Raw genomic sequence first — 24,400 nt, forward strand, 5'->3', positions numbered from 1 at the left:
ACCGTGCTTACGGGGCAATGAGTGGATGTACGGCTGTACGGCGGTTCGGCTACGAGGAGGTGGCTGCGGGGCATGTCGAGGGCGAGGGTGGCACGGCGGATCGCCGCGGGGGCGGCGTACGGCGGCGGAGGCATCGGGCTCATCGGGGCCGCGACGGTCGGCGTGGTGCTCGCCGAGGTGCAGCTGGCGAAGCGGACCGTGGGCGGCGGCCACGCGGATCCGCCGCGGTCCGACGGCCGCTACGGACGGGCGTACGGCGAGGAGCCCGGCCGCCCCGACTGCTCCGAACCGGTGCGGTTCGCGATGCTCGGCGACTCCACGGCGGCGGGGCAGGGCGTGCACCGGGCCGGGCAGACCCCGGGGGCGCTGCTCGCCGCGGGGCTCGCGGCGGTGGCGGAGCGGCCGGTCGACCTGCGGAACGTGGCGCTGCCGGGCGCGCAATCCGACGACCTGGACCGCCAGGTGACGCTGGTCCTCTCCGACCCCGCGTGGGTGCCGGACGTCTGCGTGATCATGATCGGCGCGAACGACGTGACGCACCGGATGCCGCCGACGCGGTCGGTGCGGCACCTGTCGGCGGCGGTGCGGCGGCTGCGGACGGCCGGGGCGGAGGTGGTCGTCGGCACCTGCCCCGATCTCGGCACCGTCGAGAACGTCTACCAGCCGCTGCGGTGGCTGGCCCGCCGGGTCTCGCGGCAGCTGGCCGCGGCGCAGACGATCGGCGTGGTCGAGCAGGGCGGGCGGACGGTGTCGCTGGGCGACCTGCTGGGCCCCGAGTTCGCGGCGAACCCCCGGGAGCTGTTCGGTCCCGACAACTACCACCCCTCGGCGGAGGGGTACGCGACGGCTGCCATGGCGGTACTTCCCACGCTGTGCGCGGCGCTCGGCCTGTGGCCCGAGGAGGAGCGGCCCGACATCTCGCGGCGCGAGGGCTTCCTGCCGGTGGCGCGGGCGGCGGCGCAGGCCGCGGCGGAGGGCGGCACGGAGGTCACCCCCGCGATGCCGGCCGGCCCCCGGGGGCCGTGGGCCCTCCTCAAACGCCGTCGCCGCCGCCGCATCCACCACACCCCGGACCCCTCCCCGCTCCCCCGATGACGTGCGGCCCCGGTGGGGGCTGGTCGCGCAGTTCCCCGCGCCCCTACGGGGCGCCACCCGCGACCGGGACCAAGGCGCCCCGTCAGGGGCGCGGGGAACTGCGCGAGCAACCACGACGCACCCGCACAGGAGCCCCACGCCCACAGGGAAACGCACCCCCAGTCCGCCCAGGGCCCCGCCGGCCTGAGCAACCGCTTAGAAATGCGTCCCTCGTCACAGCCCCCGCCCCCTGACGCCCACCCCTACGTACAGGTAACTTCCAAGGAGTCCGCCACCCCGCCCCGGCCCGGGGCGCCCCCGCCAGCAGGAGTGCTGATGCCCGAAGCCGTGATCGTCTCCGCCGCCCGAACCCCGATCGGCCGCGCCTTCAAGGGCTCCCTGAAGGATCTGCGCCCCGACGACCTGACCGCCACGATCATCGAGGCCGCCCTCGCCAAGGTCCCCGAGCTGGACCCGAAGGACATCGACGACCTGATGCTCGGCTGCGGTCTGCCCGGCGGCGAGCAGGGCCACAACCTCGGCCGCATCGTCGCCGTACAGCTGGGCATGGACCACCTCCCCGGCTGCACCATCACCCGCTACTGCTCCTCGTCCCTCCAGACGAGCCGCATGGCCCTGCACGCCATCAAGGCGGGCGAGGGCGACGTCTTCATCTCCGCGGGCGTGGAGATGGTCTCGCGCAGCACCAAGGGCACCTCGGACGGCCTGCCCGACACGCACAACCCCTTCTTCGCCGACGCCGAGGCCCGCACCGAGGCCGTCGCCAAGACCGAGGGCTCCACCTGGCACGACCCGCGCGAGGACGGCCTGGTCCCGGACGCCTACATCGCGATGGGCCAGACCGCGGAGAACCTCGCCCGCGCCAAGGGCGTCACCCGCAAGGACATGGACGAGTTCGGCGTCCGCTCGCAGAACCTCGCCGAGGAAGCCATCAAGAACGGCTTCTGGGAGCGCGAGATCACCCCCGTGACGACCCCTGACGGCACCGTCGTCAGCAAGGACGACGGGCCCCGCGCCGGCGTCACGTACGAGGGCGTGCAGGGCCTCAAGCCCGTCTTCCGCCCCGACGGCATGGTCACCGCCGGCAACTGCTGCCCGCTGAACGACGGCGCCGCCGCCCTGGTGATCATGAGCGACACCAAGGCCCGCGAGCTGGGCCTGACCCCGCTCGCCCGCATCGTCTCCACCGGCGTCACCGGCCTCTCCCCCGAGATCATGGGTCTCGGCCCGGTCGAGGCGTCCAAGCAGGCCCTGCGGCGGGCCGGGCTGACCATCGACGACATCGACCTCGTCGAGATCAACGAGGCCTTCGCCGCCCAGGTGATCCCCTCCTACCGCGACCTGAACATCCCGCTGGAGAAGCTGAACGTCAACGGCGGCGCCATCGCCGTCGGCCACCCCTTCGGCATGACGGGCGCCCGCATCACCGGCACGCTGATCAACTCCCTCCAGTTCCACGACAAGCAGTTCGGCCTGGAGACGATGTGCGTCGGCGGCGGCCAGGGCATGGCGATGGTCATCGAGCGTCTGAGCTGACGATCGGGCGCCTGAGCTGACGCAGGGTCGGCGCGCGTTGACGCTCCGTTTCTGCACCTTTCCGTGACCCAATCTCCCCCAGGATGTGACCTATCTCCTGGGGGAGATGCATATGCCCAGCTCAGAGCGGTCTGTGGGGGTACTCCGGGCCCAAAGACCTGTCCACTTCGTGACGTTATGCACTGACAGGTGGATCGTGCAGGCTTCAAGCTGATGTAGGAAGTCGGGGGTCGACTTGAAACCGGGAGTACGTCAGTGAGCGCCTTGCCTCTTGCCTTGCTGCTCTCCACGGCCGCTGCCACGGCCGTGGGTGCCGCCGCCCTGCACGCGGTGCACGGCCTTCGTAAGCAGTTGGCCGAAATCACGGCCCTGCGCACCGAGCTGGCCGACAGCCGTGCCGCCGCCGAACGCCCGCACCCCACGGTGCCGGGCGCCCGCACCGCCGTGGACACCGACGAGATACGCGCGGCGGTCGCCGAGGCGCTCGCCGAGGAGCGGGAGCGGGAGCTGGCCGAGGCCCGCGCCTTCTGGGCCGCCCAGGAGGCCCGTGAGGGCTCTGACGCGCCCTCCCTGCTGCACGGCCTGCCCGGCATTCCCGACGGCATCGCCCTGCCCGGCATTCCGGACAGCATCGCCGACGAGCTGTTCCTGCCGCGCCAGGCGGACTTCGCGGGCCTGGAGGCGGACAGCCTGGAGCCGGTGATCGAGCCCTTCGCCGACCCGGCCGCCGACGAGTATGCCGGGGACTCCCCCGAGCTGGCCGCGGCCCGCCGCCGCCACCCCTCGCACCCGGACTTCGTGCCGGTGCGGACTTCCGCGATGGACGGGTACGGCGACCACGAGCGCACGGTGGCCTGCCTGGAGGAGCTGGCCGACGCCCGCACCGCCCTCGCCGACGTCCGCCCGGGCCCGCTGGGCACCCTGGACGTCTACGTCTTCGCGGACGGCACCACGCTCTGCATGACCCCGGGCCACCGCGAGACGGCGGAGCTGCTCGCCAACGCCCTGCGCGAGGGGCACGCGCCGGTCCTGCTCGGCGGCTCCGGCATCTCGGGCGCCTACGCCCTGACCTTCGAGTGCGGCACGGAGAACGTCTACATCCTCGCGGACCGCGTCATCGCCTCGGTCTGACCCCGGGCCCCTCAGACCCGGGCCCCTCAGACCCGGGGCCCTCCTCTCAGACCCCGGCCCGCTTCTGCGCTTGGGCCACCAGCTCAAGGGCCCGCGCCAGCTCCTCGGGGTCCTCCAGTACGAGGGCCAGATCGCGCCCCGCGACGGTGATCTGGTCGGCGGCGGCGAACATCCCCGCGTCCGGCATCTCCCGCGGTGGGGTTCCCGGCTCCTCGATGGCCTGCGCGCGCGCCGCCAACTCCCTGGCCAGAGCCAGTGCTTCGGTCGCGGCCCCGCGCTGCAGCCGGCTCTGCGGCGCGGCCCGCAGGCGGTCGGCGAAATGGTCCACTGCGGCCGTCAAAGGCGTCGTATCGAGCACCCCGCGACCTTATGCGCCTTTGCGGGACTGTTGCCAACGCCCACAGCCTCAGGCACGGTGGCGTGAAGGACGGAACACATCGCGACGCGTCCGGAGGCGCCGATGTCCCAAGTCTTCTCCGAGGAGACCCACCGCAATCTGCTCGCCCGCATCCCCCAGTGCACCGGTCGTGAAGTCTCCGACTGGCTGCGTGCCGTGGACGAAGGCCCCTCTCTCTTCCGCTTCGAGGAGAAGGTCAGCTGGCTCCGCGCCGAACACAACCTCGCGTACGGCCACGCGAAAGCGATCATCCACGAGTACGACCTGAGGCGGGCCGCCCGCAAGTTCCTCTGACCCCCTACCCCCCTCCCGACACGCACGCGAAGGGCCCGCGGACCGGAATCGGTCCGCGGGCCCTTCGGCTGTCGGGTTCAGCCGCTGAGCGGCAGGCGTCAGTCGTTCCCCTGGAGGATCGCGATCAGGCGCAGGAACTCGAGGTAGATCCAGACGAGCGTCATCGTCAGACCGAAGGCGGCGAGCCAAGCCTCTTCCTTCGGCGCGCCGTAGGCGATGCCGTCCTCGACCTGCTTGAAGTCCAGGGCGAGGAAGCAGGCGCCGAGCAGGATGCCGACGATGCCGAAGACGATGCCGAGGCCACCGCTGCGGAAGCCGAGACCGTCACCGCCGCCGAAGACCATGAACAGGAGGTTCACGGCGGTCAGCAGCAGGAAGCCCATCGCCGCGGCCATCACGAAGCCGTAGAAGCGACGGTTGACGCGGATCCAGCCCGCCTTGTACGCCACGAGGACGCCGACGAAGACCGCCATCGTGCCGAGCACGGCCTGCATGGCCGCGCCGTCCGCGATGCGGTTGTCGACGACGCTGGAGACGACTCCGAGGAAGACGCCTTCCAGCGCGGCATACGTCAGGATCAGCGCGGGCGATGCCTTGCGCTTGAAGGACTGCACCAGGCCGAGCACCATCGCGACGAGACCGGCGCCGATCGCGATGCCGTACGACTTGCCGATGTTGGCGTCGTCGACCGGCAGCAGCGCCCAGGCGAGCGCCGCGGTGACCAGCAGCGTGCCGAGCGTGGTGGCGGTGCGCATGACGACGTCGTCCATCGTCATACGGCCCGTGGTGCTTACGGGCGCCTGGGGGGCGCCGTACTGCACGTCCTGCTGGGCGTACGGATTGGTGGCGTAGGGGTTGCCCGCGGGGGCCTGCTGGCCGCCTGCGTACGGACCGCCTTGCGCGTACGGGTTGCCCTGGGTCTGGGTCGCGGCTGCGGGTCCCCCGGCCTGCGGCTGCGCGCCGAAGCCGGCGTAGCCGTTGTCGCGGCTGAACCCCCGTCGCGAGAAGACCGGGTTGCTGCTCCTCATTTCACTCCTCCATGGCCACCGTGCGTGGCTTTGCCCTCAAGAGTAATGCGTAGGCAAAAGGATGGTCCTAGTGCTTGGGGAGGATCTTTCCCTCTCTGTGACCGAGAACGCTCGGCATGGCCCCTACTGTTCCCGGATCGGAACCGTTCGCCCGTACGAGTGGCACCAGGGAGATCGCGACGGCGCCGAGGATCCCGGCGACCGCGAAGGTCGTGAAGCCGAGCGAGGCGTTGCCGCCCGCGACCACCGCGCCGCCCAGCCAGGGCCCGACGACGGCGCCGGTGCGGCCGACGCCGGTGACCCAGCCGAGCCCCGTGGCGCGCTCCGCGGGCCCATAGACGGAGGGTGTTGCCGCGTAGACCATGACCTGCGCGGAGAAGAGCCAGATGCCGGTGACGAAGACGACGGCGTAGGCGACGCAGAGCGGCAGCTGGGCCTTGAGCAGGAAGGCGCCGCACGCGGTGAGCAGGAACCAGATCGCGGAGACCCTGAAGGCCCCGAAACGGTCGGCGGTGCGCCCGGCGACGAGCATGCCGACGATGCCGCCCGCGTTGATCACCATCAGGAAGGTGACGGAGGAGGAGAGGGAGTAGCCGGAGGCGCGCATCAGCTCGGGGAGCCAGGTGGAGACGCCGTAGACGAGCAGCAGACCGGCGAAGGAGGCGAGCCACAGCAGCGGGGTCGCCAGGCGGCGGCCCGGTGCGAAGAGCGCGGCGACGGCGGAGAAGCGGCCCTTCGCCCCGGCCTCGGGGGCTTCGGCGGCGGTCGGGGACGGCAGGCGGTAGCGGGCGGCGACCGCCTCGGCCTCGCGCGTGCGGCCCTTGGCGAACAGCACACCGGGCGACTCGGGCAGCCACTTGACGACGAGCGGCACGGCGACGATCGCGGGGATCACGCCGGTCCAGAAGACGACGCGCCAGCCGTGGTCGGGCCCGAGCACGAGCCCGAGGCCCGTCGCCGCCATGCCGCCCGCGTGGTACGAGGTCATCATCAGGCCGGTGGCGAGCGCGGCCCTGCGCGGCGGCGCGAACTCGGCGACGATCGCGAGCCCGATCGGCATGAGCCCGCCGAGCCCGAGCCCGGAGACGAACCGTCCGGCGCCGAAGAACGCGGCGGTCGGCGCGAGCGCGCACAGCGCGGAGCCCAGCGAGAAGAGGACGACGCTGCCGGTCACCATCGGCTTGCGGCCCGCCCAGTCGGTGAGGGTGCCGCAGCCGAGGGCGCCGATCAGCATGCCGAAGGTGGTCCACGAGCCGATGGTCCCGGCGGTGGAGGTGCTGAAGCCGAAGCCCTCGTCGTCGAGGAGGTGCGGCATGACGGCGCCGTAGATGTTGACGTCCATCCCGTCGAAGAAGACGACGAGCCAGCACAGGGCGAGGACGGGGGCGACGGATGTGAAGGTCCGCTCGGGAGGGGTCACGGGGCTCTCTTCCTTCTAGGGCCCGTCCTGCTAGGGCCTGTCCTGCTCGTCCAGGGGGAATCCGGTGTAGGCCTCGGCCAGGTCGGTCTCGGCGGAGCGCGCGGTGGTGAGCCGGTCGAGCCCGGCGAGCTGGATGCGGTCGTCGAAGGGGGTGGCGTCGGGGGCCCGGTGCAGCAGGGTCGTCATCGCGTACGAGAAGCGCTCGGCCTGCCAGACGCGGCGCAGGCAGGTCTCGGAGTACGCGTCCAGGCCGCCCGCATCGCCCTTGTCGCGGAGCAGGACCAGGGCGCGGGCGAGCGTGACGACGTCGCCGACCGCGAGGTTGAGGCCCTTCGCGCCGGTGGGCGGGACGATGTGCGCGGCGTCCCCGGCGAGGAGGAGCCGTCCGTGGCGCATGGGCTCGTGGACGTAGCTGCGCATGGGGGTGACGGACTTGGCGGTGACGGGTCCGCGCCGCAGCGTCCACTCCGGGTCATCGGTCTCCAGGCGGCGGTCCAGCTCGTCCCAGATCTCCTCGTCGGGCCAGTCGTCGGCGTCGGTGCCGTCGGGGACCTGGAGGTACGCGCGCGTGACACTCGGCGACCTCATCGACAGGAGGGCGAAACCGCGGTCGTGGCGGGCGTAGACCAGCTCGTCGTGGGAGGGCGGCACGTCGGCGAGGATGCCGAGCCAGGCGTAGGGGTACGTGCGCTCGAAGACGCGGGAGACCGCGCGGGGCACCGCCTCGCGGGCCACGCCCCAGAAGCCGTCGCACCCCACCACGTAGTCGCACTCCAGAACGTCCTCGCGCCCTTCGCGGCGGAAGCGGACGCGGGGGCTCTCGGTATCGGCGCCCTCCACGGCCAGCGCCTCGGCCCCGAAGAGCAGCGGGCCGCCCTCGGCGAGCTGGAGGGCGATGAGGTCCTTGCAGACCTCGGTCTGGGCGTAGACGGTGACGGACCTGCCGCCGGTCAGCGCGGGGAAGTCCACGCGGTGCCTGCGGCGGTCGAAGCGCAGCTCGATGCCGTGGTGCGGGAGGCCCTCGCGGTCCATGCGGGCCCCGGCGCCCGCCGCACGCAGCACGTCGACGGTGCCCTGTTCCAGGATCCCGGCCCGCTGGCGGCGCTCCACGTAGGCGCGGTCGCGGCTCTCCAGGACGACGGAGGCGACACCTGCGCGGTGCAGCAGGCGGGCGAGGAGCAGTCCGGCCGGTCCGGCCCCGATGATTCCGACGGTGGTCCGCATCCCTCGCCCCTTGTTCGCCGTCCGCTCGGCCGTTTGACCGCTTGGCTTGTTCGTCTGGTGAACTTTCGTTCATAATGCGTTGCACGGGAGTCTCGGGCCGCGCCTGTGCGGTGTCAACGGGTGTGCGGCACCCGATTCCGTCGGACATGAGGAGCGCCGCCATGCCGGAAGAGTCCGTACGCCCCCTGGAGCGCGGCCTGGCAGTCCTGCGGGCGCTCGCCGTGGCGGAGCAGGGGCAGTTGCGCGCGGGTGACCTCGTACGCGCCACGGGCCTCGCCCGCTCCACGGTGGACCGGGTCGTGGCGACGCTGGCCAGGATCGGATACGTACGCACGCGTGGGCAGCAGCTGCACCTCACCCCCCGCCTCATGGAGCTGGGCAACGCCTACCTCGCGGCGAGCGGCCTGACCGGCGAGGTCGCCGCGCGCACGGCCCGGCTCGCGGACGAGCTGGACGAGTCGGTGTCGCTCGCGGTGCCCGACGGCGACGGGGTGCGCTTCGTGACGCAGGCGGCGCGGCGCCGCGCGATGTCGGTGGCCTTCCGCATCGGGGACCTGCTGCCGCCCGAGCGCTGCGCTCCCGGCGCGCTCTTCGCGGACGCGTGGGGCGAGGAGGAGTGGGCGGCCTGGCACGCGCGCGTGGCGGCGGGCCCCGCGGAGGAGGCCTTCCCCGCGCTGCCGCCGGGCCCGGCGCCCTCGGCCGTTCCCGATCTCGCCGCGCGCGTGGCCCGCGCCAAGGAGACCGGCTGGGCCCTGGACGACCAGTTGATCGAGCCGGGCCTGATCGCGGTGGCGGTCCCGGTACGCGACGGCGCCGGCCGGGTCCGGTACGCCCTGTCGGCGGTGAGCCACACGAGCAGGTACACGGCGGAGGCGCTGGCGGCGGCGGTGCTGCCGCGCCTGCGGATGGAGGCGGAGCGGCTGGGGGGCATGGCGGGGGCGGGGACGCCGGGCGCCTCAGGGGCGGAACACGCCGTGGCGCTGGGCGCCTCGGAGGCGGAGCACCCCGTCGACCTGGCGGACCCGGAACCGGCGCTCCCCGCCTTCGACCCGCAGGCCGCCAAGGAGGAGCTGGGTCCCGGCTTCCTCCAGTCCCTCGCCCGTGGCCTCGCCGTCCTGCGCGCTCTGGGCGAGGCCCGGGGCGACGGGCTGCCGCTCACCGCGCTCGCCGCCGCCACCGGGCTGCCGAGGGCCACCGCCCGGCGCTGCCTGCACACCCTGGCGCTCACGGGGTACGCGGCCCACGACGGGCGCCTCTTCCGCCCACTCCCCCGCATCCTCGAACTCGGCCACGCGGCCCTGTCCCGGCTCACCTTCGCCGAGCTGGCCGAGCCGCACCTGCGCGCACTGGCCGACCGCGTGCACCAGTCGGCATCGGTGACGGTCCTGGACGGCACGGACATCCGGTACGTCGCACGGGCCGCCACGGTCCGCGTCATGAGCGTCCACATCACGGTGGGCACCCGCTTTCCCGCGTACGCCACCGCGATGGGCCGCGTCCTGCTCGCCGGGCTCCCGCCGGAGGAACGCGAGCGCCTGCTGAAGGCCGCCCCGCCCCGCGCCCTCACCCCGCACACCGTGACCGACCCCGCCGAGCTGGCCCGCGTCCTCGACCGCGCCGCCGCCGAGGACCACGCCACCGCCGACCAGGAACTGGAGGACGGCCTGCGCTCGGTGGCCGTACCGGTCAGGGACGCGGCGGGACAGGTGGTCGCCGCCCTGAACATCGCCCAGCACGCGGGCACCGCCCCGCTCTCCGGGACCCGGGACGCCCTGCTCCCCGCGCTGCGCGCCACGGCGGCCGCGATCGAGACGGACCTGCACACGGCAGCCCGCTTCAACGAAGTACGAATGAGCTGACCGGCGGGGCGGTTGACCTGCATGGGAGGTGCCCGGAGCCGGACTCGAACCGGCACGCCCCCGAGGGGCAGCGAGGTTTAAGCTCGCCGTGTCTGCATTCCACCATCCGGGCAGGCCATGGGCCCCGCAGCAAGGATTCGACCCTATCGGGAGGCGTCCCCCGAACAGCGGATGGGGGACCCGATGTTGTCTTATTTTATTGACGTCTGAGGGAGCATCAGCCCCCGGAACGCGCCATCGGTACTTGCCGGAGGCCTTTCCCCGGCTCCGGCCGGTCTCGTGGGCCTCTGCACGGAATGACGGAATTTAGCCGCCCGGCCCCTCCTCCCCTCTCAGGGCCGCCCCTCATCCCCAGGTATGACACGGCGCACCTGGGTCCGACTCGAGAGGGCCCCCGGAACCGGAACAGCGGCTGACTACACGGCACCGATCGGGCAGCACGATGGAGTACGTCCCCACTCGTCGTCCCGACAGGAGCACCGTCCCGTGACCACCACCCCCTTCGCCACCCGCGCCACAGCCGTGGCCGCGCGCGCCACGGATCTCTCCAAGGTGTACGGACAGGGTGAGACCCAGGTGGTCGCCCTGGACCACGTCTCCGTCGACTTCGGACAGGGCGAGTTCACCGCGATCATGGGTCCCTCGGGCTCGGGCAAGTCGACGCTGATGCACTGCGTCGCGGGCCTGGACAGTTTCAGCTCCGGGTCGGTCCGCCTCGGCGAGACCGAGCTGTCCACGCTCAAGGACAAGCAGCTCACCAAGCTCCGCCGGGACAAGATCGGCTTCATCTTCCAGGCGTTCAACCTGCTGCCGACCCTCACCGCCCTGGAGAACATCACGCTCCCCATGGACATCGCGGGCCGCAAGCCGGACAAGCGGTGGCTGGAGCAGGTCATCGAGATGGTCGGCCTCTCGGGGCGGCTCGGCCACCGGCCCACGGAGCTGTCCGGCGGCCAGCAGCAGCGGGTCGCGGTGGCCCGCGCGCTCGCCTCCCAGCCGGAGATCATCTTCGGTGACGAGCCGACCGGAAACCTCGACTCCCGGTCGGGGGCGGAGGTCCTCGGCTTCCTGCGGAACTCCGTGCGGGACCTCGGGCAGACCGTTGTGATGGTCACGCATGACCCGGTCGCCGCGTCTTACGCGGATCGCGTGATCTTTCTTGCCGATGGGCGGATCGTGGACGAGATGCACCGGCCGAGCGCCGAGGGCGTGCTTGACCGGATGAAGGACTTCGACGCCAAGGGGCGGACCAGCTAGTAGGCGCCGGTTCATCTTTTACTGCGGGCCGCATGTGGCTGGTCGCGCAGTTCCCCGCGCCCCTGACGGGGCGCTTCCCCAGCCCTCCTGCCCCTGACGGGGCGCTCCTTCCCCCCTCACCTGGACTCACACCCATGTTCCGTACCGCCCTGCGCAATGTGCTCGCGCATAAAGCCCGGTTGTTGATGACCGTGCTCGCCGTCATGCTCGGTGTCGCCTTCGTCTCCGGCACCCTCGTCTTCACCGACACCTTCGGCAACGCCTACAAGAACAAGTCGGCGAAGAGCTTCGACCACGTCTCCGTCGCCGTCCTCTCCGGTGGCTCCGGCGAGGAGGAGAAGAAGGAGAAGCCCCAGCTCACCGACTCCCTCCTGAAGAAGGTCGGGGAGCTGCCCGGCGCCGAATCCGCGCTCGGTTCCGTCTCCGGGTTCACCGCGCTCGCCGACAAGGACGGCAAGCTCGTCGGCGGCGAGTGGGGCACCACCGGCGCCAACTACTACCCGGGCAAGGACGGCAAGGACCCGCGCTACGACTTCACCGGCGGCGCCGCCCCGAAGTCCGCGGGCGAACTCGCCCTGGACTCCCGTACCGCCGACCGCACCGGCTACAAGGTGGGCGACACCGTCCGCTACTCGACGGACGGCCCGGTCCGCACCGCGAAGGTCAGCGGCATCTTCGACACCGACGAGGGCAGCGTCGTCGCGGGCGGCAGCCTGGTGGTGTTCGACAACCGGACCGCCTTCAAGGAGCTGAACAAGACCCAGTACGACGAGATCGACGTGAAGGCGGCCGCCGGCACCTCCGAGTCGGCCCTGGAGGGCGCGATCGAGAAGGTCGCGCCCAAGGACTCGTCGACGACGACGGGCGGCGAGCTCAAGTCCCAGCAGGACGACATGATCGAGGAGCAGACCAGCTCCATGAGCCAGGTCCTGCTGATCTTCGCGGGCATCGCGCTCTTCGTCGGCATCTTCATCATCGCCAACACCTTCACCATGCTGGTCGCCCAGCGCACCAAGGAGCTGGCGCTCATGCGGGCCGTCGGCGCCTCGCGCCGCCAGGTGACGCGCTCCGTGCTGATCGAGGCGTTCCTCGTCGGCGTGATCGCCGCCGTGACCGGCTTCGCGCTCGGCATCGGCGTGGCGGTCGGCCTGGAGTCCCTGATGAACTCCGCCGGTGCCTCGCTGCCCTCGGGCCCGCTCGTCATCGCCCCGACCACGATCCTGGTCGCCCTGCTCATCGGTGTCGTCGTGACGATGCTGGCCGCCTGGCTGCCGGGCCGCCGCGCCGCGCGGATCCCGCCGGTCGCCGCGATGAACAGCGTCCACGCGACGCCGACCACGCGCGGCCTCGTGGTCCGCAACACCATCGGGTCCGTCATCGTCGCCCTGGGCGCGCTGATGCTCTTCATGGACGACAACTACGTGAAGTCGGGCGGCGCGGGCGTCATGCTCGTCGGCGTCATCGTCCTCACGCCGCTGCTCTCCCGCCCGTTCATCGCCGCCGCGGCCCCGCTCCTGAAGCCGTTCGGCGTCACCGGCAAGCTCTCGCGCCTCAACTCGGTGCGCAACCCGCGCCGTACGGCGTCCACCGCCTCGGCGCTGATGATCGGCCTCACCCTCATCACGGCGATGACGGTGGTCGCCACCTCCATGAGCACCGCCATCAACAAGATGGCCGCCGGTTCCATGAAGGCCGACTACAGCGTCTCCATGGCGAACTTCCAGCCGCTGACCCCCGAGGTCCGCGAGAAGCTCGACAAGATCCCGGACGTCGAGGCGACCAGCCCGCTGCGCCAGGCGTACGGCGAGGCCGACGGCGGCTTCACCACCATCTCCGGCGTCGACCCGAAGACCTTCGGCAGCCTGGTCGGCATGGACTTCACCGGCGGCTCGGCGGAGGGCCTGAAGGCCGGTGACGTACTCGTCGACGACAAGCTGGCCAAGGACCAGGGCCTCAAGGCGGGCGACACCTTCCCCCTGAAGTTCGACGACGACAGCAAGACGGTCAAGGTGAGGGTCTCCGGGGTCTACGAGGGCAACGAGATGCTCAGCGGCGTCTTCGCCCCCACCTCCGTCGTCGACAAGCACCTGACCAAGGTCGTCGACAAGCAGGTGCTCGTGAAAATGAAGGGCGGCGCCTCCGACAAGGCCGAGGACGCCATCGTCAAGGCCCTCGGCGAGAACCCCGCCATCACCGTCCAGGACAAGGACGCGATCAGCAACGCGGTGGCCGGCGCCATCAACATGATGCTGAACATGCTCTACGGCCTGCTCGCCATGGCCGTCCTGATCGCGGTGCTCGGCGTCATCAACACCCTCGCCATGTCGGTCTTCGAGCGCAAGCACGAGATCGGCATGCTGCGGGCGATCGGCCTGGACCGCGCGAAGGTCAAGCAGATGGTGCGCCTTGAGGCGGTCATCATCTCCCTGTTCGGCGCGGTGCTCGGCATCGGCCTCGGCCTCTTCATGGGCTGGGTCGCGGGCGGCACCATCTCGAACAGCGTCTCCACGTACTCCATGGAGGTCCCGCTCGGCCGGATCGTGGTCTTCCTCGGGATCGCGGCCCTGGTCGGCGTCCTCGCGGCGATGTGGCCGGCCCGCAGCGCGGCGAAGCTGAACCCGCTGATGGCCATCAAGAGCGAGTAGACGGTCAGCGGTACGAGGAAGGGCCCCCGGCGGTGAATCGCCGGGGGCCCCTTTCACGTACGTACGTACGCGGCCGTGGCTTCTCGCACGTACGCGGTTACGCCCGCCACTCCCGGGACCGCAGCGGCAGCCCCGAGGCGCCGCCCTCGGGGGTCTTCACCGCCAGGACCTGGTTGACGCCGATGCGGTTGTGTTCGAAGGCGAGCGCGGAGGCGGCCATGTAGAGCCGCCAGACGCGGGCGCGGCCGGGCGAGGTGAGGCGCTGGGCCTCGGGCCACGCCGCCTCCAGGTTGGCGACCCAGCCGCGCAGGGTGAGGGCGTAGTGCTCGCGGATGGCCTCCGTGTCGCGCACCTCGAACCCGGCCCGCTCCAGCAGGCTCACCGTGGTCCCCACTGGCGCCAGCTCCCCGTCGGGGAAGACGTACGCGTCGATGAACTCGTCGACCGAGTACGCCGATTCGTCCGTCTGCGGGCGGCGCGCGATCTGGTGGTTGAGCAGCCGCCCGCCCGGCTTCAGGAGGGCGTGCAGATCGTGCGCGTACTCCAAGTACCGCTCGGAGCCGACGTGTTCGGCCATGCCGATGGAGGAGATCGCGTCGTACGGGCCGTCGCGCACGTCGCGGTAGTCCTGGACGCGGATCTCGATCCGGTCGGTGAGGCCCTCCTCGGCGATGCGCTTCCTGGCATACGCGGCCTGCTCCTGGGAGAGGGTGACGCCGACGACGTTGACGCCGTGCTCGCGGGCCGCGTGGATCGCCATGGAGCCCCAGCCGCAGCCGACGTCGAGCAGGCGCGTGCCGGGCCGCAGGCCGAGCTTGCGTGAGACGAGTTCGAGCTTGTCGCGCTGGGCGTCCTCCAGAGTGGCGTCGGGCGAGGCCCAGTAGGCGCAGGAGTAGACCATCGAGGGGCCGAGCACCAGCTCGTAGAAGTCGTTGCCCACGTCGTAGTGGTGGCTGATGGCCCGCCGGTCGCTGTGCTTGGTGTGCCGGTGGAGGCGGCCGCGTCTGCGCCGCTCCTCCGGTGGCGGGGCGGGTGGCAGGAAGGGCGCGGAGAGGGCGAGCAGCTCGCGGGCGGCGGCGCGGACGTCGGGGTCGCGCACGGCCTGCCGCAGGGTCCTGGCGTCCTCGCCGCGCTCCCAGATGAACCCCGCCATCCGGTCCAGCGTCTCGTAGAGGTCCCCGTCGACGTCCAGGTCCCCGGCGACCCAGGCGCGGGCCAGGCCCAGTTCGCCGGGCTTCCACAGGAGGTGGCGCAGGGCGCGGCGGTTGCGTACGACGAGGGTGGGGGCGCCGGGGGGCCCGGCCTCGGAACCGTCCCAGCCGCGGATGCGTACCGGCAGCTCGGCTCCGATGAGCCGCTCGGCGAGTTCCTTCAGCCGCAGTGCGGCGTTCTGCATGGCGCACACCTCCGTGAGGAAGGACCGCTTGACGGTCCGGACACCACGTAAACACCGAAGGGCCCCCGCGCACTCCCGCCGCACGCCGAAGGGGGCCGCCCGCACCACGGATGGCGGGCGGCCCCCTTCGGGGTGGATCAGTGACGCGAGGTCAGGAGGCCTTGGCCTTCTCGTTGTCCTTGGCCTCGGCCTTGGCCGCCGGGGCGGGCTCGGCCGCGGCCTGCGGCTTCGGGGCCGGCTTGGCGGCCTCGTAGAACTCCTCGCGCGGGGCCTCCAGAGCACCGAGGGAGACGACCTCGCGCTTGAGGAACATGCCGAGCGTCCAGTCCGCGAAGACGCGGATCTTGCGGTTGAACGTCGGCATCGCCATGCCGTGGTACGCGCGGTGCATGTACCAGGCGAGACGGCCCTTGAGCTTGATCTTCATCTTGCCCATGACGATCATCGCGACGCCCTTGTGCAGGCCGAGACCGGCGACCGCACCCTTGTTGGCGTGGCTGTACTCCTTCTGCGGGAAGCCCCGCATGCCGGAGATCACGTTGTCGCCGAGGACCTTGGCCTGACGCAGCGCGTGCTGGGCGTTCGGCGGGCACCAGGCGTTCTCGTTGCCCGCCTTGCGGGCGGCCATGTCCGGCACCTGGGCGTTGTCGCCCGCGGCCCAGATGTAGTCCGTGCCCTGCACCTGGAGGGTGGTCTGGGTGTCCACGTGGCCGCGGGGGCCGAGCGGCAGACCGAAGCGGGTGAGCGCCGGGTTCGGCTTGACGCCGGCGGTCCACACGATGGTGTTGGAGTCGACCTCGAGGCCGTTGTTGAGGACCACGTGGCCGTCCACGCAGGAGTCCATGCCGGTCTTCAGGTAGACCTCGACGCCGCGGCCCTCGAGGTGCTCCTTGCCGTACTGGCCGAGCTTGGGGCCGACCTCGGGGAGGATCTTGTCGGCGACGTCGACGAGGACGAAGCGCATGTCCTCGCGCTTGACGTTGTTGTAGTACTTGGCCGCGTCGCGGGCCATGTCCTCGACCTCGCCGATGGTCTCCGCACCCGCGAAGCCACCGCCGACGAAGACGAAGGTCAGCGCCTTGCGGCGGACGTCCTCGTCGGTCGTGGAGTCAGCCTTGTCCAGCTGCTCGAGGACGTGGTTGCGCAGGCCGATGGCCTCCTCGATGCCCTTCATGCCGATGCCCTGCTCGGCGAGGCCGGGGATCGGGAAGGTGCGGGAGACCGCGCCCATCGCGATGACGAGGTAGTCGAACGGCAGCTCGTACGCCTCGCCCACGAGGGGGGCGATGGTGGCCACCTTCCGGTCCTGGTCGATGGTGGTGACCCGGCCGGTGAGAACCTCCGCCTTGGGCAGCACGCGTCGCAGCGGGACGACGACGTGCCGCGGCGAGATGCTGCCGGCGGCGGCTTCGGGGAGGAAGGGCTGGTAAGTCATGTACGACCGGGGGTCGACGACCGTGACGGTCGCCTCTCCGAAGCGCATCTTCTTGAGGATGCGCCGAGCTGCGTACAGGCCTACGTACCCACCGCCTACTACGAGGATCCTGGGACGCTCCGTGGTGCTCATGCCATCGAGTATCCACCCGCCCGGCGGGGGTCGCTCGTGCGCCCCTTCACAAGCATGCCGAGGGGCTCTGCTACACTTCGCCGCCCACGTGACCGAGGTCATGGCGCCCCAGGGGAACCACGGTGTAACGCGAGTCGTTGTCCACCCCTTGTGAGCTGCCGCTCCGGCTCCTCGCCCGGAGTGGACCACCACTCCGCTTCACTCCTCGGCTCCTTTCCCGAAACGCCGCGGCCACACGCCGGGAAGCCTCTGAATGACCCATTCCGGGCCTCGACGGGCAAGAACCTCGCCCGCGAGGGCCGAATTCCTTGTGAAGAACTTCACGAACTTTCCCGACAGGGCGTCACCGCAGGGCCCCGGCGTCAGCCGTTCGGGGCGCGCAACCCGCTCAGCAGGCGGTCCAGGGCCTGCTCCGTCTGCTCCGGCGCGCGCGGATCCGTCGACCGCGCGAGCCACAGCGCCGCCTCGTTCATCGCCCCCGACAGCAGGCGCGCGAGGGGCTCCACGGGCCGGTCGGCGATGACGCGGGCCGCGACGAGGGCGCCGAGCACCTCGGTCAGGTGCCGGGCGGAGGAGTCCTCGTCCATGGCCCGCCACTCGTCCCACCCGAGCACGGCCGGGGCGTCCATCAGCACGACGCGGCGCACCACCGGGTCGCGCCCGGCGGCGAGGAAGGCCCGGCACCCGGCCCGCAGCTGCTCCCAGGGATCCTCGTGCCGCCCGGCGGCCTCCGCCACCCGCTCGCCCAGTTCGCGCTGCACCTCGGCGACGACGGCCCGGAAGAGCCCCGCCTTGCTCTCGAAGTGGTGGTAGGCGGCCCCCTTGGTCACCCCGGCCCCCTGCGCCACCTCGGCGAGGACGACATCGTGATAGCCGTCGACGGCGAACCTCCGGCGCCCCTCGGCCAACAGCGCCCGCCGGGTCGCCGCCCGCTGCTCGGCCCGCGCACCACCCATCCCTGCTCCACCCCTCTCTTCACATACCCGGGGTATGTTACCGTCCACCCCTCACATACCCGGGGTATGCGAAACGCCCGCCACAGGCAGAGGGAGACACCCATGACGGCCAGGCTCGGAAGCTTCTACCCGGTGATCGCCACCGGCGATGTCGCCGCGGCACGCCGCTTCTACACCCGCCACTTCGGCTTCGAGGTGACCTTCGAGGCCGACTGGTACGTCAGCCTCCGCCGCCCGGACGCCCCGCAGTACGAACTGGCCCTGCTCGACCACGCCCACCCGACCCTCCCCGAGGGCCACCGCACCCCGCTCAGGGGCGGCCTCCTGCTCAACTTCGAGGTCGACGACGCCGACGCGGAACACCGCAGACTGGTCGACGAGGCGGGCCTGCCCGAACTCCTCCCCCTGCGCACGGAGGAGTTCGGCCAGCGCCACTTCATCGTCGCGGCACCGGACGGCGTGATGATCGACGTCATCACGGTCATACCGGCGACCGGCGAGTACGCGGGTCAGTACGTCCAGTAGACGCCGGCTCAGTCCAGCAGCCGCTCGTCGTCGATCTCCTGCGCCACCTTGTAGGCAATGCCGTCCAGGATGTCGTGCTCGCTCACGACCACCTCTCGCGCGCCGATCCTGTCCATGATCGCCAGCAGTACCAGGGCGCCCGACGCGATCACGTCGACGCGGCCCGGGTGCATCGCCGGGATCGCGGCGCGTTCGGCGTGCGTCGCGGTCATCAGGTGGTCGGTGATCGTGGCGACCTGGTCGTACGAGAGGCGGGAGTGGTGGATCGCCGCGCTGTCGTAGGTCTCCAGGCCGAGCGCGATCGCGGCGAGCGTGGTGACCGAGCCCGCGAGGCCCACCAGGGTGCGCGCCTCCTTCAGGGGGACCGTCGCCCCGGCGAGGTCGAGGGCCGCCTCGATGTCCGCGCGGACCGCGGCGAACTGCTCCCGCGTCGGAGGGTCCGCGACGAGCCCGTCCCGTACGAGATGGCGCTCGGTCATCCGGACGCAGCCGACGTCCACCGAGCGGGCCGCACGGACGGAGTCGGTGCCGACCACGAACTCCGTCGAACCGCCGCCGATGTCCACGACCAGGTACGGCTTGGCGAGGTCGTCGCGGCCGGTCAGCTCCTTGGTCGCGCCGGTGAAGGAGAACTCCGCCTCCTGCGCGCCGGTGATGACCTCCGGCTCGACGCCCAGGATGTCCAGGACGCCCCGGACGAACTCGTCGCGGTTCTCCGCGTCGCGCGACGCGGAGGTGGCGACGAAGCGGACGCGCTCGGCGCCGTGCTCCTTGATCACCTCGGCGTACTCGCGGCAGGCCGCGAAGGTGCGCTCCAGGGCCTCGGGGGCGAGACGGCCGGTCCGGTCCACGCCCTGGCCCAGGCGGACGATCGTCATCCGCCGGTCCAGGTCGACGAGTTCACCCGTGACCGGGTCGGCGTCCGCGACCAGGAGGCGGATCGAGTTCGTGCCGCAGTCGACGGCGGCGACGCGGGTCACGCGTCGCCCTCGGGCGCGCACGGGGTGACGCAGGGGCCCTTCGCCCACCACTCGGGCAGCATCGCGATCGCCTCGTCACCGAGCGGGTTCACCCCGGGGCCCGCGGCCAGGGAGTGGCCGACCAGGACGTGCAGGCACTTCACGCGGTCCGGCATGCCGCCCGCGCTCGGGAAGCCCTCCAGGACCTCGATGGCGTCGCGGCGCGCGAGGTAGTCCTCGTGCGCGGCGCGGTAGGCGGCGGCCAGCTCGGGGTCGGTCGTCAGCCGCTCCGACATCTCCTTCATGACGCCGTTGGCCTCAAGGGTGCCGATCGCGGACGCGGCCCGCGGGCACGTCAGGTAGTACGTGGTCGGGAACGGCGTCCCGTCCGGCAGGCGCGGCGCCGTCTCGACGACGTCCGGCTGACCGCAGGGGCAGCGGTGCGCGATGGCCCGCAGCCCGCGCGGCGGTCGGCCGAGCTGCTGCTTGAAGGCCTCGACGTCGGCGTCGGTGGGCTCGGTGCGCGGGGTGGTCGGCGGGGGCGTTTCCATGACTGTCTTTCCATCAGGGGTCGATCGGCGGGGTGATCGACGGTCAGTTCGGATCGGTTCGGGTCAGGTCGGATCGGGTCCGGTCAGCTCGGATCGGGTCCGGTCAGTCGTCCGGGCGGTCGGCCTTGTCGACGCCGTCCCAGACGTTCGAGTACCAGGGGCGCGAGGCCGCCCCCTGATCCGCGCGCCGGCTCTGCGCCGCCGCGGGGTCGATCACCGTGAACCCGGTCTCGCCCGGCATCACGTAGTGCAGCCGGTCCCGGATGCGCTGCTCCGCGTACGCGTCGTCCTGCCAGCGGGCCTTCTCGTCGCGCAGCTTCTCCACGTCCGCCCGGCGCTCGGCCTTCTGCCGGCGCAGGTCGTCGATCTCGGCGCGCTGGGAGACGTACTGCCTCATGGGGTAGGCGAGGGCGACGACCAGGGAGCAGATCACGAGCGCGAGGAGGGCCGCGCGGCCGGTGAGCCGGGAGCGGCGCGCCTGGCGCTTGGTCTGGGAGCGGTAGACGCGCTCGGCGGTCTGCTCGCCGAGCAGCCGCAGGCGGGTAGCCGTGGAGAACCGGTCCTTGGTCCCGGCCTTGGCCATGGTTCCGCCTCCCCAGAGCAGCGCGGCGCGTAAACGTACGTACGTCCCCGCACACGGTACGGGACCGGGTGCGGGGACGTAGGTAACTACAGGGCTGCGCGAGCGTGCTCAGCCCGTGCGGCCGCTCAGCCCTTGAAGCGCGGGAAGGCGCTGCGGCCGGCGTAGACCGCGGCGTCGTCGAGGATCTCCTCGATGCGCAGGAGCTGGTTGTACTTGGCGACGCGCTCGGAGCGGGCCGGGGCGCCGGTCTTGATCTGGCCGCAGTTGGTGGCGACGGCCAGGTCGGCGATGGTGACGTCCTCGGTCTCGCCGGAGCGGTGGGACATCATGCACTTGAAGCCGTTGCGCTGGGCCATCTCGACGGCGTCCAGGGTCTCGGTCAGCGAGCCGATCTGGTTGACCTTGACGAGCAGGGCGTTGGCCGAGTTCTCCTCAATGCCGCGGGCCAGGCGCTCGGGGTTGGTGACGAACAGGTCGTCGCCGACGAGCTGCACCTTGTCGCCGAGCTTCTCGGTGATGGCGTTCCAGCCGGCCCAGTCGTCCTCGAACAGCGGGTCCTCGATGGAGACGAGCGGGTACGAGGCGACGAGCTCCTCGTAGTACTCGGTCATCTCGGCGGCGGAGCGGGACTTGCCCTCGAACTGGTAGGTGCCGTCCTTGTAGAACTCGGACGCGGCGACGTCGAGGGCGAGCGCGATCTGCTCGCCGGGGACGTAACCGGCCTCCTTGATGGCCTCGAGGATGAGGTCCAGGGCGGCGCGGTTGGAGTCGAGGTTCGGGGCGAAGCCGCCCTCGTCGCCGAGGCCGGTGGCCAGGCCCTTGCTCTTCAGGACCTTCTTCAGCGTGTGGTAGACCTCGGTGCCCCAGCGCAGCGCCTCGGAGAACGACTCGGCGCCGATCGGCGCGATCATGAACTCCTGGATGTCGACGTTGGAGTCGGCGTGCGACCCGCCGTTGAGGATGTTCATCATCGGGACGGGCAGCAGGTGCGCGTTCGGGCCGCCGAGGTAGCGGAAGAGCGGCAGGTCGCTGGCCTCGGAGGCGGCGTGCGCGACGGCGAGGGAGACGCCGAGGATGGCGTTGGCGCCGAGCGAGCCCTTGTTGTCGGTGGCGTCCAGGTCGAACATGGCCTGGTCGATCAGGCGCTGCTCGGTGGCGTCGTAGCCGACGAGCTCCGGGCCGATCTGCTCGATGACGGCGAGGACGGCCTTCTCCACGCCCTTGCCCTGGTAACGGTTGGGGTCACCGTCACGGAGTTCGATGGCCTCGAAGGCACCGGTGGAGGCACCGGACGGAACGGCGGCACGACCGGTGCTGCCGTCGTCGAGGCCGACCTCGACCTCGACCGTGGGGTTGCCTCGGGAGTCCAGGATTTCCCGGGCTACGACGACGTCGATGGACGGCACGAGCATCTCCTTCTGGGAGTGTGACGCGTATACACGATTACGCCGGGCCGCTTCGGCCCTGCGCCTCCTGAGCCTAACCGGCCCGGAGCCTTCGGCCAGCCGACCGCCCGGCCCCTGGGACGGTCGGGTGCGCAAACACCCGGGAAACAGGGCGTAAGCCCACCTTTTCTACTCGCTGGTAGCGAACAAGGGGGCGGGGCGGAGGGCCGGGCGGAGGGGGCCGGCGGGGGGGGCGGACATGGCCCCGCCCCGGTGCGTACGGGGGATACGCGCACCGGGGCGGGGTGCCCATGGGGACGGGGCTGCGGCCGTGCGTCCGCCGAGGCACGGCCGCGGACGGGTCAGCTCAGGTGGAGCTGCTGGCCCGGGTAGATGACATCGGCGTTGTCGATGATGTCGCCGTTGAGCTTGTAGACCTTCTGCCAGCCGCCCTTGACGTCCTGCGCCTCGGCGATCTTGGACAGCGTGTCGCCGGTCTTGACCTTGTACTCGCCGTCGCCCTTCTCGACCTTCTTGCCGGTCGGGGTCTCGACGGTCTTCTTCGACTCGGTCTGCGGCGCGGGCTGCGGCTTGGGGGCCTGCTGCGTCTGCTGCGGGGCGGCCTGCTGCTGCGTCTGCTGCGGCTGCGGCTTGCTCTGCTGCTGCGGGGCCTGCTGCTGCGGGGCCTGCTGCGAGCCGCCGCCGCTGCTGGGCGAGGCGCCCGAGAGGCCGACGCCACAGCTCGGCCAGGCACCCTTGCCCTGTCCGGCGAGGACCTTCTCGGCGATCTCGATCTGCTGGGCCTTGGAGGCCTTGTCGGCGGAGGGCGCGTACTTGGTGCCGCCGTACGCGGCCCAGGTGGACGGCGAGAACTGCAGGCCGCCCTGGTAGCCGTTGCCGGTGTTGATCGACCAGTTGCCGCCGGACTCGCACTGGGCGACGGCGTCCCACTCGGAGGCGGTGGCGGCGGAGGCGGAGCCCGCGGCCATCAGCGGGGCGGCCACGGCGGCACCGGTGACACCGGCGAGCGTGACGACACGGGTGGCCTTGGACGGACGGCGGTGCTTGCCCTTGCTGGAAAACAGCATGAGTTGATCCCCTCACCGACGCCTGCGAGGTGAGCTGTCGGGTTCGGGCCAGTGAAGTTGCCCGGTCGCACTTCCATGAGTGCGACTTCACCCCTAGCCGGTTCCGTACGTCCCGCTCCCGTTCGGAAGCTCAACGTCCGGACCCGGCGCTTACCTTGGGTCCCCCGCTCCTGCCTACGGCGCTCGAAGCGACGACTGTTCCCGTTCGGCCGTTGGCAGGATTCGGCGTACCGACCGGCGGGGCCCACCAGTGGCGAGCGGTCACGACCGTAGTCACGCGATCGCCGGAATTTCAAAGACGATCAGGGCTTGTGAGACCCATCTCTCACTCGCACCAATGCGGACATACGACGCGAAGTGGTCCACGGACGGTTCGTCAACTACCCCCGCTTTTCGCCCAAATCGAGGCTCTGACCGGGGAGGATGAGGTCCGGGTCGGCTCCGACGGTCTTCTTGTTCTCCTTGTAGAGGCCGTGCCAGCCGCCCTTGACGTCGTGGTCGTCCGCGATGGCCGAGAGGTTGTCGCCGGAGCGGACCGTGTACGTCCCGTCGGCGACCTTCTCCGTCCGCGCGTCGCCGCGCGAGGCGTGCCGTCCGGGACGGTCGCCGCCGCTGCCGCTCTCGCCGCCCGTGGCGCGTCCGTCGTCGGCGCTGCCGCCGCGGTGGCGGCCGGTGGCGGAGTCGCCGGAAGAGGCGGCCGGGTCGTCGGAGCCGGGGGAAGTGGTGCCCTTCTGCCCGGACTTGCCGGAACCGTCCGGGTCGCCCTTGCCGTCGGCCTTGCCCGCGCCGTCCGTGCCGTCCGTGTCGCCCTTCTTACCCTTCTTGCCCGACTCGTCGTGATTCTTCTCTCGGGACGCGTCGCCGGAGCCGGGCGTGTCGCCCGCGTCGGCGGCGTCACCGGAGGAGGAGCCCGGGGTGCCTGACGTGTCGTCGGACGCGTCGGCGGAGCCGGAGGACTTACCGGCGCCCGCCTCCCCCTTCTCCTTGGCCTCACCCTTGTCCTTGGCCTCGCCCTTGTCCGCGGACTTCCCGCCCCCGGACGTGCCGGTGGAGTCGGAGGGCTCCGGGAGGACCGGACCGCCCGGGTCCACGTCGGCCGCGGCGCCACCGTCGGTGAGTTTGGCGATCGGGGCGCAACTCGGCCAGGCCTCGGGACCCTGGGCGTCGAGGATCTTCTCGGCCACGGCGATCTGCTGGGACTTGGAGGCCTGGTCGGCACTGGGCGCGTAGTCGAGGCCGCCGTACTGCTCCCATGTCTCCTGGGAGAGCTGGAGGCCTCCGTAGTACCCGTTCCCGGGGTTGGCGCTCCACGCGCCACCGCTCTCGCACTGGGCGAGCCTGTCCCAGGTGACCGTCTCGGCGGCGCTCGCGCTGGTGGCTCCGAGGAGCGGGATGGCGATGGCGGATCCGGTGACTCCTGCCGCGACGATCAGGGCCGGGGCCTGGCGGGGGCGTCGGTGACGACCATTGCCGGAGAGCATGCGGTTGCCTTTCACGAGACTAT

Annotated in this window: 21 protein-coding genes, 1 tRNA gene and 1 riboswitch; of the genes, 8 read left to right on the forward strand and 14 right to left on the reverse strand. The window is 71.5% G+C overall.

The annotated features are described in order from the left end of the window. Nucleotides 1-72 precede the first annotated feature (72 nt). From DMA15_RS14680 to DMA15_RS14690, 3 genes are all read left to right on the forward strand, one after another. The gene (locus DMA15_RS14680; protein ID WP_206302734.1) at nucleotides 73-1,095 is read left to right on the forward strand and encodes an SGNH/GDSL hydrolase family protein; all 1,023 of its coding nucleotides are present in this window, start codon (nucleotides 73-75) and stop codon (nucleotides 1,093-1,095) included. 315 nt (nucleotides 1,096-1,410) lie between these two features. Continuing rightward, complete coding sequence (locus DMA15_RS14685; RefSeq protein WP_125513196.1) at nucleotides 1,411-2,631, forward strand: acetyl-CoA C-acetyltransferase; 1,221 nt, start codon at nucleotides 1,411-1,413, stop codon at nucleotides 2,629-2,631. 255 nt (nucleotides 2,632-2,886) lie between these two features. After that, nucleotides 2,887-3,762 carry a hypothetical protein gene (locus DMA15_RS14690; RefSeq protein WP_125513197.1) on the forward strand — a complete coding sequence of 292 codons (876 nt, stop codon included), beginning with the start codon at nucleotides 2,887-2,889 and terminating at the stop codon, nucleotides 3,760-3,762. A gap of 46 nt (nucleotides 3,763-3,808) precedes the next feature. Here DMA15_RS14690 and DMA15_RS14695 read toward each other — a convergent pair whose 3' ends face one another. Further along, complete coding sequence (locus tag DMA15_RS14695; protein ID WP_240659797.1) at nucleotides 3,809-4,120, reverse strand: hypothetical protein; 312 nt, start codon at nucleotides 4,118-4,120, stop codon at nucleotides 3,809-3,811. A gap of 102 nt (nucleotides 4,121-4,222) precedes the next feature. Between DMA15_RS14695 and DMA15_RS14700 the strand changes: the two genes are divergently transcribed. After that, nucleotides 4,223-4,453, forward strand: coding sequence for a DUF4287 domain-containing protein (locus tag DMA15_RS14700; RefSeq protein ID WP_125513198.1), 231 nt, complete (start codon nucleotides 4,223-4,225; stop codon nucleotides 4,451-4,453). 98 nt (nucleotides 4,454-4,551) lie between these two features. On the opposite strand, the gene DMA15_RS14705 is transcribed toward DMA15_RS14700, so the two are convergent. From DMA15_RS14705 to DMA15_RS14715, 3 genes are all read right to left on the reverse strand, one after another. Next, nucleotides 4,552-5,481 carry a Bax inhibitor-1/YccA family protein gene (locus DMA15_RS14705; protein WP_125513199.1) on the reverse strand — a complete coding sequence of 310 codons (930 nt, stop codon included), beginning with the start codon at nucleotides 5,479-5,481 and terminating at the stop codon, nucleotides 4,552-4,554. Between the two features lie 67 nt (nucleotides 5,482-5,548). Continuing rightward, the gene (locus DMA15_RS14710; protein ID WP_240659798.1) at nucleotides 5,549-6,901 is read right to left on the reverse strand and encodes an aromatic acid/H+ symport family MFS transporter; all 1,353 of its coding nucleotides are present in this window, start codon (nucleotides 6,899-6,901) and stop codon (nucleotides 5,549-5,551) included. A gap of 30 nt (nucleotides 6,902-6,931) precedes the next feature. Next, entirely contained in the window at nucleotides 6,932-8,125 is a 1,194-nt protein-coding gene (locus DMA15_RS14715) for a 4-hydroxybenzoate 3-monooxygenase (RefSeq protein WP_125513200.1), read from the reverse strand. Nucleotides 8,126-8,286: 161 nt separating this feature from the next. Between DMA15_RS14715 and DMA15_RS14720 the strand changes: the two genes are divergently transcribed. Then, nucleotides 8,287-9,984: an IclR family transcriptional regulator C-terminal domain-containing protein gene (locus DMA15_RS14720; protein ID WP_240659799.1), complete on the forward strand. Its 1,698-nt coding sequence runs from the start codon at nucleotides 8,287-8,289 to the stop codon at nucleotides 9,982-9,984. 29 nt (nucleotides 9,985-10,013) lie between these two features. Here the strand turns inward: DMA15_RS14720 and DMA15_RS14725 are convergent. After that, a tRNA-Leu gene (locus DMA15_RS14725) sits at nucleotides 10,014-10,096 on the reverse strand. A gap of 374 nt (nucleotides 10,097-10,470) precedes the next feature. On the opposite strand from DMA15_RS14725, the gene DMA15_RS14730 reads away from it, so the two are divergent. Continuing rightward, nucleotides 10,471-11,241 (forward strand): ABC transporter ATP-binding protein, encoded by a 771-nt coding sequence (locus tag DMA15_RS14730; RefSeq protein ID WP_125513202.1) that lies wholly within the window; start codon nucleotides 10,471-10,473, stop codon nucleotides 11,239-11,241. Between the two features lie 134 nt (nucleotides 11,242-11,375). After that, nucleotides 11,376-13,886: an FtsX-like permease family protein gene (locus DMA15_RS14735; RefSeq protein ID WP_125513203.1), complete on the forward strand. Its 2,511-nt coding sequence runs from the start codon at nucleotides 11,376-11,378 to the stop codon at nucleotides 13,884-13,886. A 97-nt stretch (nucleotides 13,887-13,983) separates the two neighbouring features. Here DMA15_RS14735 and DMA15_RS14740 read toward each other — a convergent pair whose 3' ends face one another. The 3 genes from DMA15_RS14740 to DMA15_RS14750 all read right to left on the reverse strand — a co-directional run bounded on the left by DMA15_RS14740 (nucleotide 13,984) and on the right by DMA15_RS14750 (nucleotide 17,805). After that, nucleotides 13,984-15,282, reverse strand: coding sequence for a cyclopropane-fatty-acyl-phospholipid synthase family protein (locus DMA15_RS14740; RefSeq protein WP_125513204.1), 1,299 nt, complete (start codon nucleotides 15,280-15,282; stop codon nucleotides 13,984-13,986). A gap of 151 nt (nucleotides 15,283-15,433) precedes the next feature. Beyond that, nucleotides 15,434-16,849, reverse strand: coding sequence for an NAD(P)/FAD-dependent oxidoreductase (locus tag DMA15_RS14745; protein WP_125513205.1), 1,416 nt, complete (start codon nucleotides 16,847-16,849; stop codon nucleotides 15,434-15,436). 362 nt (nucleotides 16,850-17,211) lie between these two features. Beyond that, the gene (locus DMA15_RS14750; protein WP_125513206.1) at nucleotides 17,212-17,805 is read right to left on the reverse strand and encodes a TetR/AcrR family transcriptional regulator; all 594 of its coding nucleotides are present in this window, start codon (nucleotides 17,803-17,805) and stop codon (nucleotides 17,212-17,214) included. 102 nt (nucleotides 17,806-17,907) lie between these two features. Here DMA15_RS14750 and DMA15_RS14755 point away from each other — a divergent pair, with 102 nt between their 5' ends. Further along, complete coding sequence (locus DMA15_RS14755) at nucleotides 17,908-18,330, forward strand: VOC family protein (RefSeq protein ID WP_125513207.1); 423 nt, start codon at nucleotides 17,908-17,910, stop codon at nucleotides 18,328-18,330. A gap of 8 nt (nucleotides 18,331-18,338) precedes the next feature. Here DMA15_RS14755 and DMA15_RS14760 read toward each other — a convergent pair whose 3' ends face one another. The 6 genes from DMA15_RS14760 to DMA15_RS14785 all read right to left on the reverse strand — a co-directional run bounded on the left by DMA15_RS14760 (nucleotide 18,339) and on the right by DMA15_RS14785 (nucleotide 24,377). Continuing rightward, on the reverse strand, nucleotides 18,339-19,310 hold the full coding sequence (locus tag DMA15_RS14760) for a Ppx/GppA phosphatase family protein (protein WP_125513208.1): 972 nt from the start codon (nucleotides 19,308-19,310) through the stop codon (nucleotides 18,339-18,341). Continuing rightward, nucleotides 19,307-19,840 carry a DUF501 domain-containing protein gene (locus DMA15_RS14765; protein WP_125513209.1) on the reverse strand — a complete coding sequence of 178 codons (534 nt, stop codon included), beginning with the start codon at nucleotides 19,838-19,840 and terminating at the stop codon, nucleotides 19,307-19,309. Before DMA15_RS14765 ends, DMA15_RS14760 begins: the two co-directional genes overlap by 4 nt. Before the next feature lie 103 nt (nucleotides 19,841-19,943). Further along, nucleotides 19,944-20,423 (reverse strand): septum formation initiator family protein, encoded by a 480-nt coding sequence (locus DMA15_RS14770; protein WP_125513210.1) that lies wholly within the window; start codon nucleotides 20,421-20,423, stop codon nucleotides 19,944-19,946. 125 nt (nucleotides 20,424-20,548) lie between these two features. Then, complete coding sequence (gene eno / locus DMA15_RS14775) at nucleotides 20,549-21,829, reverse strand: phosphopyruvate hydratase (protein ID WP_125513211.1); 1,281 nt, start codon at nucleotides 21,827-21,829, stop codon at nucleotides 20,549-20,551. A gap of 341 nt (nucleotides 21,830-22,170) precedes the next feature. Beyond that, the gene (locus tag DMA15_RS14780) at nucleotides 22,171-22,896 is read right to left on the reverse strand and encodes a transglycosylase family protein (RefSeq protein ID WP_125513212.1); all 726 of its coding nucleotides are present in this window, start codon (nucleotides 22,894-22,896) and stop codon (nucleotides 22,171-22,173) included. Between the two features lie 4 nt (nucleotides 22,897-22,900). Then, nucleotides 22,901-23,088: riboswitch (cyclic di-AMP (ydaO/yuaA leader) on the reverse strand. Nucleotides 23,089-23,276: 188 nt separating this feature from the next. Further along, complete coding sequence (locus DMA15_RS14785) at nucleotides 23,277-24,377, reverse strand: transglycosylase family protein (RefSeq protein WP_125517795.1); 1,101 nt, start codon at nucleotides 24,375-24,377, stop codon at nucleotides 23,277-23,279. Nucleotides 24,378-24,400 lie beyond the last annotated feature (23 nt).

This window comes from Streptomyces sp. WAC 01529 (genome assembly GCF_003945545.1).
Classification (GTDB): domain Bacteria; phylum Actinomycetota; class Actinomycetes; order Streptomycetales; family Streptomycetaceae; genus Streptomyces; species Streptomyces anatolicus.

What these genes read in the sequence shown, in the direction of transcription:
- DMA15_RS14680 (WP_206302734.1), top strand. Translation starts at nt 73, where the DNA reads ATGTCGAGGGCGAGGGTGGCACGGCGGATCGCCGCGGGGGCGGCGTAC.
- DMA15_RS14685 (WP_125513196.1), top strand. Translation starts at nt 1,411, where the DNA reads ATGCCCGAAGCCGTGATCGTCTCCGCCGCCCGAACCCCGATCGGCCGC.
- DMA15_RS14700 (WP_125513198.1), top strand. Translation starts at nt 4,223, where the DNA reads ATGTCCCAAGTCTTCTCCGAGGAGACCCACCGCAATCTGCTCGCCCGC.
- DMA15_RS14705 (WP_125513199.1), bottom strand. Translation starts at nt 5,481, where the DNA reads ATGAGGAGCAGCAACCCGGTCTTCTCGCGACGGGGGTTCAGCCGCGAC.
- DMA15_RS14715 (WP_125513200.1), bottom strand. Translation starts at nt 8,125, where the DNA reads ATGCGGACCACCGTCGGAATCATCGGGGCCGGACCGGCCGGACTGCTC.
- DMA15_RS14720 (WP_240659799.1), top strand. Translation starts at nt 8,287, where the DNA reads ATGCCGGAAGAGTCCGTACGCCCCCTGGAGCGCGGCCTGGCAGTCCTG.
- DMA15_RS14735 (WP_125513203.1), top strand. Translation starts at nt 11,376, where the DNA reads ATGTTCCGTACCGCCCTGCGCAATGTGCTCGCGCATAAAGCCCGGTTG.
- DMA15_RS14740 (WP_125513204.1), bottom strand. Translation starts at nt 15,282, where the DNA reads ATGCAGAACGCCGCACTGCGGCTGAAGGAACTCGCCGAGCGGCTCATC.
- DMA15_RS14745 (WP_125513205.1), bottom strand. Translation starts at nt 16,849, where the DNA reads ATGAGCACCACGGAGCGTCCCAGGATCCTCGTAGTAGGCGGTGGGTAC.
- DMA15_RS14750 (WP_125513206.1), bottom strand. Translation starts at nt 17,805, where the DNA reads ATGGGTGGTGCGCGGGCCGAGCAGCGGGCGGCGACCCGGCGGGCGCTG.
- DMA15_RS14755 (WP_125513207.1), top strand. Translation starts at nt 17,908, where the DNA reads ATGACGGCCAGGCTCGGAAGCTTCTACCCGGTGATCGCCACCGGCGAT.
- DMA15_RS14765 (WP_125513209.1), bottom strand. Translation starts at nt 19,840, where the DNA reads ATGGAAACGCCCCCGCCGACCACCCCGCGCACCGAGCCCACCGACGCC.
- DMA15_RS14770 (WP_125513210.1), bottom strand. Translation starts at nt 20,423, where the DNA reads ATGGCCAAGGCCGGGACCAAGGACCGGTTCTCCACGGCTACCCGCCTG.
- DMA15_RS14780 (WP_125513212.1), bottom strand. Translation starts at nt 22,896, where the DNA reads ATGCTGTTTTCCAGCAAGGGCAAGCACCGCCGTCCGTCCAAGGCCACC.
- DMA15_RS14785 (WP_125517795.1), bottom strand. Translation starts at nt 24,377, where the DNA reads ATGCTCTCCGGCAATGGTCGTCACCGACGCCCCCGCCAGGCCCCGGCC.